At 44.6% G+C, this 5,720-nt stretch carries 7 protein-coding genes and 1 tRNA gene; 1 reads left to right on the plus strand and 7 read right to left on the minus strand.

All coding sequences use genetic code 11. The annotated features are described in order from the left end of the window. Window positions 1-401: 401 nt before the first annotated feature. From WJT86_RS12130 to WJT86_RS12155, 6 genes are all read right to left on the minus strand, one after another. Window positions 402-704 carry a type II toxin-antitoxin system RelE/ParE family toxin gene (locus WJT86_RS12130; protein WP_407066964.1) on the minus strand — a complete coding sequence of 101 codons (303 nt, stop codon included), beginning with the start codon at window positions 702-704 and terminating at the stop codon, window positions 402-404. A 15-nt stretch (window positions 705-719) separates the two neighbouring features. After that, window positions 720-971 (minus strand): type II toxin-antitoxin system ParD family antitoxin, encoded by a 252-nt coding sequence (locus WJT86_RS12135; RefSeq protein WP_346337849.1) that lies wholly within the window; start codon window positions 969-971, stop codon window positions 720-722. A 120-nt stretch (window positions 972-1,091) separates the two neighbouring features. After that, window positions 1,092-1,547 (minus strand): DUF6314 family protein, encoded by a 456-nt coding sequence (locus WJT86_RS12140; RefSeq protein WP_346337850.1) that lies wholly within the window; start codon window positions 1,545-1,547, stop codon window positions 1,092-1,094. A 118-nt stretch (window positions 1,548-1,665) separates the two neighbouring features. Then, window positions 1,666-2,208, minus strand: coding sequence for an AAA domain-containing protein (locus WJT86_RS12145; RefSeq protein WP_346337852.1), 543 nt, complete (start codon window positions 2,206-2,208; stop codon window positions 1,666-1,668). Window positions 2,209-2,217: 9 nt separating this feature from the next. Then, window positions 2,218-4,617 carry an AAA domain-containing protein gene (locus tag WJT86_RS12150; RefSeq protein ID WP_346337854.1) on the minus strand — a complete coding sequence of 800 codons (2,400 nt, stop codon included), beginning with the start codon at window positions 4,615-4,617 and terminating at the stop codon, window positions 2,218-2,220. Between the two features lie 2 nt (window positions 4,618-4,619). Then, window positions 4,620-5,153 carry a hypothetical protein gene (locus WJT86_RS12155; protein WP_346337856.1) on the minus strand — a complete coding sequence of 178 codons (534 nt, stop codon included), beginning with the start codon at window positions 5,151-5,153 and terminating at the stop codon, window positions 4,620-4,622. A gap of 113 nt (window positions 5,154-5,266) precedes the next feature. Here WJT86_RS12155 and WJT86_RS12325 point away from each other — a divergent pair, with 113 nt between their 5' ends. Continuing rightward, on the plus strand, window positions 5,267-5,509 hold the full coding sequence (locus WJT86_RS12325) for a M48 family metalloprotease (protein WP_407066965.1): 243 nt from the start codon (window positions 5,267-5,269) through the stop codon (window positions 5,507-5,509). Between the two features lie 126 nt (window positions 5,510-5,635). Here the strand turns inward: WJT86_RS12325 and WJT86_RS12160 are convergent. Further along, window positions 5,636-5,712: transfer RNA gene (locus WJT86_RS12160), tRNA-Met, on the minus strand. Window positions 5,713-5,720 lie beyond the last annotated feature (8 nt).

A 5,720-nucleotide genomic window follows, 5' to 3' on the forward strand; every position in this document is an offset into this window, starting at 1 on the left:
AATCTAAAAATGCAGAATTTAAATTCTTTTTTTAGACCGCCTCCGAAGAGACTGCCTAACAATCAAACGACCATCAGGCAAACAAAGACGCCGCAAAACAATTGCCCCGCGGCGCCGATGGACACCTATATGAAGAACACACCCAAAAGAGTCAACAGCCCTTTCCGAATATTTCTTAAAATTTTTCAGATTCTTTTTTGAGCATTTCTTTTTCCCTTATGAATCAAGGAAAACATATTTCTGAAAAGTTCTTTCCATCTCCAGAATGGTAAATGAGCAGCTAATAACTCATGCCTGTTTTCAGCCAAGAGCCGTCAAAACGATTCCACAGTCAGAGCAGATAATACCCCTCTCTTTATATTATGGGGCTGAAAACCGTTTTCGATTCTTACAATTGAGGCCTAGATATCTTCAAACAGATCAACAGAGCGCGCCCCATGAATCACATGAATAATATCAATGCGCTCTTCATCAACCACAATTCGGTAGAATATCTGGTAACTGCCATAGACGCGGTGCCGGACACCAAACCGTGCATAACGCGGGACAATCGGGAAAGCCTGGGCCATATCGACAAGCGACTCACAGGCTGTCCGTAATTCCATAAGAAAGCTGAGTGCACGGCGCGGATTATCACGCGCAATATAATCAGCAATCGATTCGAGATCAGCTTCGGCTTCAGGCAGAATACGGACAATCATCATCAATGCCTCTGCACATCAATGATCTTGCATGGATCCGTATTTCTTCTGCAGACGGTCAAAGACCTCATCTGCATTCTTACCCTGCCCGGCATCTGAGGCCGCAACACCACGCATGATGACTGCATCAAGGGCAGCGAACTGCTGCTCCCGTTCTTGCAACATCCGCAAGCCCTCGCGCAGAACTTCACTCTTCGAGTTATATCGTCCGGTCTTCACCAGATTTTCGACATAGCTCTCCAGAGATTTTCCAAGTTCCAGACTGATCATAACGGGCCTCCTGATAATAAGGTCATTATAGAGATTTAATAACTATTATCAAGGAAAGGTTGTGCGATGGATGTCTCGCTTAATAGCCGGCGCGTTTCCGGTTGTTCTGATTCTATGTGATCAGTTTGAATGAATCCGCTGAAAGCGACTTGAGATCAGCGAATTCTTGTGCGGCCCGATAATGCGCCAGTTCAAACACCAGCTATCCTGATCGAGGATTCTGTACCGCCCGGAGTAATCATCCGGCATACACATATGATAGACATCAGCCCGTTTCCCTGAAAATGCCATTTCATGGAAATAACGGCCATCATCAAAGAAGACCTGCATGGTCGTCGGATTGACGGGGCGAAAGAGATACTGTCGTTCAGCAGAGCCATGATATTCATCGAAATGCATGACCCCACGCTCAGAAAACAACAGACCATCATCTGTTTCAGTAATCTCAGCCTGCCCAGACATCCGCATAATCTGGCGCTTTCCCTCCCCCGTACCAATCCAGCCCAAACGCTGTAATTGCCATTGGCCGGTTAAGAAGGATGGGAGAGTGAAGTTTGCTGAAAAAAAGTTAATCACAAAAGTATATCTCAAATCTTAAAGCCCATTTTTACGACACAATGGGCTAATTAGCGTAAAAGCTTACACATCAATACCTATCACAATGAAACGTTATACAGACAAGCAAATTGACGGATCAGCTGAGCAAGTCATCAAGCGACTGGAAAACACCTGCTTTTTTCCAGAGGCTTCGGTTACCGACCACGTAAAGGGCTTCCTTTGCTCTTGTTACTGCGACATTCAATAGATTGGGTTGACTACCAGCCCAATCACGTGCACCTCGCTGTATTACATCCGGAGCCCCCAAAATAAAAAAGACAGCTTCGGCTTCACGACCCTGAACAGTATGGACTGTCCCAATACGGGACCGAACCCATTGATATGGATTCTCAACCCAGCCCTTAAGTAAGCCGCTGGCAAGTAATACTTCCCTCATACGATCTTGTACCACTACGAATGGTGTCACAATATAAAAATCAGGAATGCATCCTTGACTTCGTAGATCATATAGCAGCTTGAGTAGCTCATCACCCTCTTGTCGGCACCATTTTTCTTCTCCACTTCCCTCGACATTAATCCATCGAGACGTACCAAGAACATCCCGGATTGTAGAGGACTTGGTAACTTTTGCCTGTACCATTAAATTTTCATAGGCAATAGAATTGGAAATGCTGAACATCGGTTCGGCTCAACGCCGATGCACGAGAAGAGGCACACCAACCTCTCGAGTTCCGAACTTCGTCTCAAACTCCCCGTAATATTCTGTAGCACTGTCAGCGAGTGTTTGCGCTGAGGCTCCTGGCGCATTATAGGTCATTGGATTGATGCCAAACTGCATGCATAACGCCTCAGTCAACTTCTCCGGCAATACAACAACAGGTTTAATCTGAATAGGATCACCTACCACAATCGCCCTTTGCGTTCGTACTAAAGCACCAATAGCAGCTTGTGGTAAAGCTTGGCCTGCCTCATCGACGAGTAACCAACCGAAAGCTTCTGGACCAACTTTATTGAACATCCGGGAAACCGAAGCAAACGTAGTAGAGATCACAGGCACTAGCAAAAACAAGGTTGACCATAAATCCGGGATTAATGCATCCTTTTCCGCACTTCCTAATGAGCGCGTTCCAAAACTATCCATCAATATATTAAGATTATGCCGGATTTGTTTTGCCGCACCATCGACGAACGCTTTATGCAAGGCCATTGCTGCCTCAAAGACATCATTACGCAAACGTGCAGATATAGCATCCAGCCAAGGCACGCTTTTCTGCTTCTCTTGATGACGTTGGTCAAAAAACTCCTCTGAAATGAACGTACCAGGATACTGGCGGGTAAGGTCCTTACAAGTACTTCGTTCACATTTGATTGACTCAGTTAATTCAGTAACCAAGGCTTGTATCTTTTGAACTTCACCATTTACTCTTACATGTTCGGACTTCTTTGCCTCAATATTTGCTAACAGCTGCGAAAGCCTTGCCCTCTCTGAAGCGATATTTTTCAAGAGAATGCCGTATGCTTCATTCCATGAGCGATAAATCCTCGTTCTAAACAATCGGTTTAAAACTCCCGGACGTTTTTTTAGTGAAGCAAGTCGCTTCAAATCTAACTCATCAACATTCTGTTTCAGACTTTCACAAACAGATATCGCATTTAGGTAATCTTCTGTAAGTTGCGCTAAAATCTGATGCATTGTCTCAATTTTAATAACAAGACCAGAAATCATATCCTGTTTTTGCCGGATAGATTTCAAAAGATTGTAAACCTTTTCCAAGTTAGCCAGAGCCATCTTCGAAGATGCGGCAACCTTACGAAAATGCTGGCGAGCTATTTCCCAGCGGCGTAACGCATCATCATAACCCTCTGGAGCGTCTTCATTGGTAATGATACGTGGTGGTCTTTGCTTCGTTCCTGCCTCAGTTTTCTCTGTAATTAATTGAAGATTGCCACAGGCATGTTGTAAATATTTTTGGAGTCCAACATCCTCATTCCACCAAAAGGTTTGGCGGAAATCATTCCTGTTTTTACTATTGCCGAGTACTGCTGCAATCATTCCCCAAGTATCACATTCCAATAATGCATCGGATACCGTTTTAAAATATCGCAAGCCATCCGCATCTTCGGCAATCGCCTCCATCGTGGGTAACTCGGCACTCACATTTTCGACAGCTTTATTATTTGAGGAGGCAACGATCATCTCGTATCCCTTAACTTTATTATCCAAGCGATAGAGGTGAATAAATGAGTTACCTTTCTTAAGCTTCTGCCCAGAATGGACAAAGGCATTTTCTGGTTTATCATAGGTACAGAGAATTTCCGCACGATCAGTCACAACAGCCGCAATAACATCACGCAGAAGCGTTGTTTTCCCGGTTCCAGGCGGACCATTTACCCCCAGAATACCATCTGTTTTTAAGTCATGAAGACCCAAATTGACTGCACATTGTTGAAGAAGTGCAAGCGGATACCTTCCATTGCCTGGCCAAGATCCTAACGGAAACTTCTGTGGTTCAAGTGCATCTGAAAGCGCTTCATTATCTTTCATAAGGTTTCGACGATATTGAGGTTTAGCAGTACCCAAATAGCGTTGGAGGTTCGGAGTAGATTTACCAGAAATGACAAGCGTGCGTGCCGTCGCTAGGTCATCAAGGAAAAACGAATTGAGAAGAATTGATTCTGGCGGATCTTGCAGTATAAAATATTGATATGATCGAACTGCAAATGCTGGTGGTTTCGCAAAATGGGGGGAAAGACCTATGGCTTGAATCAGCCATTCATAAGCGTTTTGAAGTCTCTGTTGAGTGAGTGGTAGCGGCTTCCCATCCTTATCAGAGGTCAGAATCTTTGCCTTCAACTTTTCGGAAAGTATTTTTTCTTCCTGCTGCCACTGCCCAAGATCACGAAGCCTGCCATCCAGAGCTATGGGCACCGCCCAACCGAAACTGGATATAGAAATGGCTTCACTTTCTACTGGGCGCCCATCCCGGTCTACCATAATTGTAGCAAGGACGGCCTCTCCCCGCGCATGCGGACGCTCAACTCGACTATCTGTATAAACCATCAAGAGTGCTGGAATAACGGCTTCCATATCTATACTGCCGAGAATGACTTGGTAATAAAGCCGTTGCTTAGGTCTACTCTTCTCGCCGCCATTCTCCCAAGGCAATGCCCGTTATTGATATAGGCAATACGTCCCCTCTCACCTCCAGCTAAATCCTGAGGGTTACGGAATGATGGAGGGGAGAGAACTTCCATTGCCGTCCATGCAGACAGGATATCTTCAGGATTATTGCAAATAGAGACGTGTTCAATAGCAGGTCTGTTAGCCGCCGTAGACACAGTCATAGTTTCAGAAATTGGAGAAATTGATATGCCTATTGTAGTATCTGCGGCAATAGGCAAATTTTCATGAACAACTTCTCGTGTATCAATGAGTAAAGTAGATTTTTGAGCTATTATTTCATTAGCTTGTACTACCTTCCGTAGCAGTTCTTGTGCACGTTTTGTTTTTCGTACGGATAGTTCGCCCATCAAATCCTTCAGAAACTGTTGATCATCGCTCCTTTTGAAAAACATATTTTCCAGATCGGTTATTTCTTTTTGAATTAGTGGTCTTTTTGGCATATCTGATATTCTCATAATTGCTAATTATGGCCATTTATCACCAGAACCCCACTTAATGAATCATCTTAAAAGTGGCCTTTAGCAGTCTCCTGACAAACCAAATAATATAGAATATTTTTTTAAAATCCAGACACCAATTATCTCTAGGCTACTCCCGTCATCATGAAGCAGAGGCCGACCGGATTGGTATAAGGATAGCACAGGATGCCGGATATGATGGCGCTGCCCTCGCCCGCTTCTTTGAATACATAGAGCAGGAAGAGAAGCAGGACGACACATTCTCATGGTACGCGACCCACCCTTCAAATCTTGACAGGATTAAGCAGATCAAGTCTCACGCCCAACAGATTAAATAAAAAGCTATCTGATTAGGTTCTACGTCCGAGGTTTAGACGAGTCCCTCCCCCTCTCTTTCTTTTTCCCTACGTCCTTTGAACGATAAAAGCCCCTGAGCATATCTGCTTCAGGGGCTTTTTAATGTTTGGTTGCGGGGGCCAGATTTGAACTGACGACCTTCAGGTTATGAGCCTGACGAGCTACCGGGCTGCTCCACCCCGCGTCAAAGGA

Origin of the sequence: Hohaiivirga grylli (genome assembly GCF_039655745.1) — a bacterium.
Lineage (GTDB): Bacteria > Pseudomonadota > Alphaproteobacteria > Rhizobiales > Beijerinckiaceae > Hohaiivirga > Hohaiivirga grylli.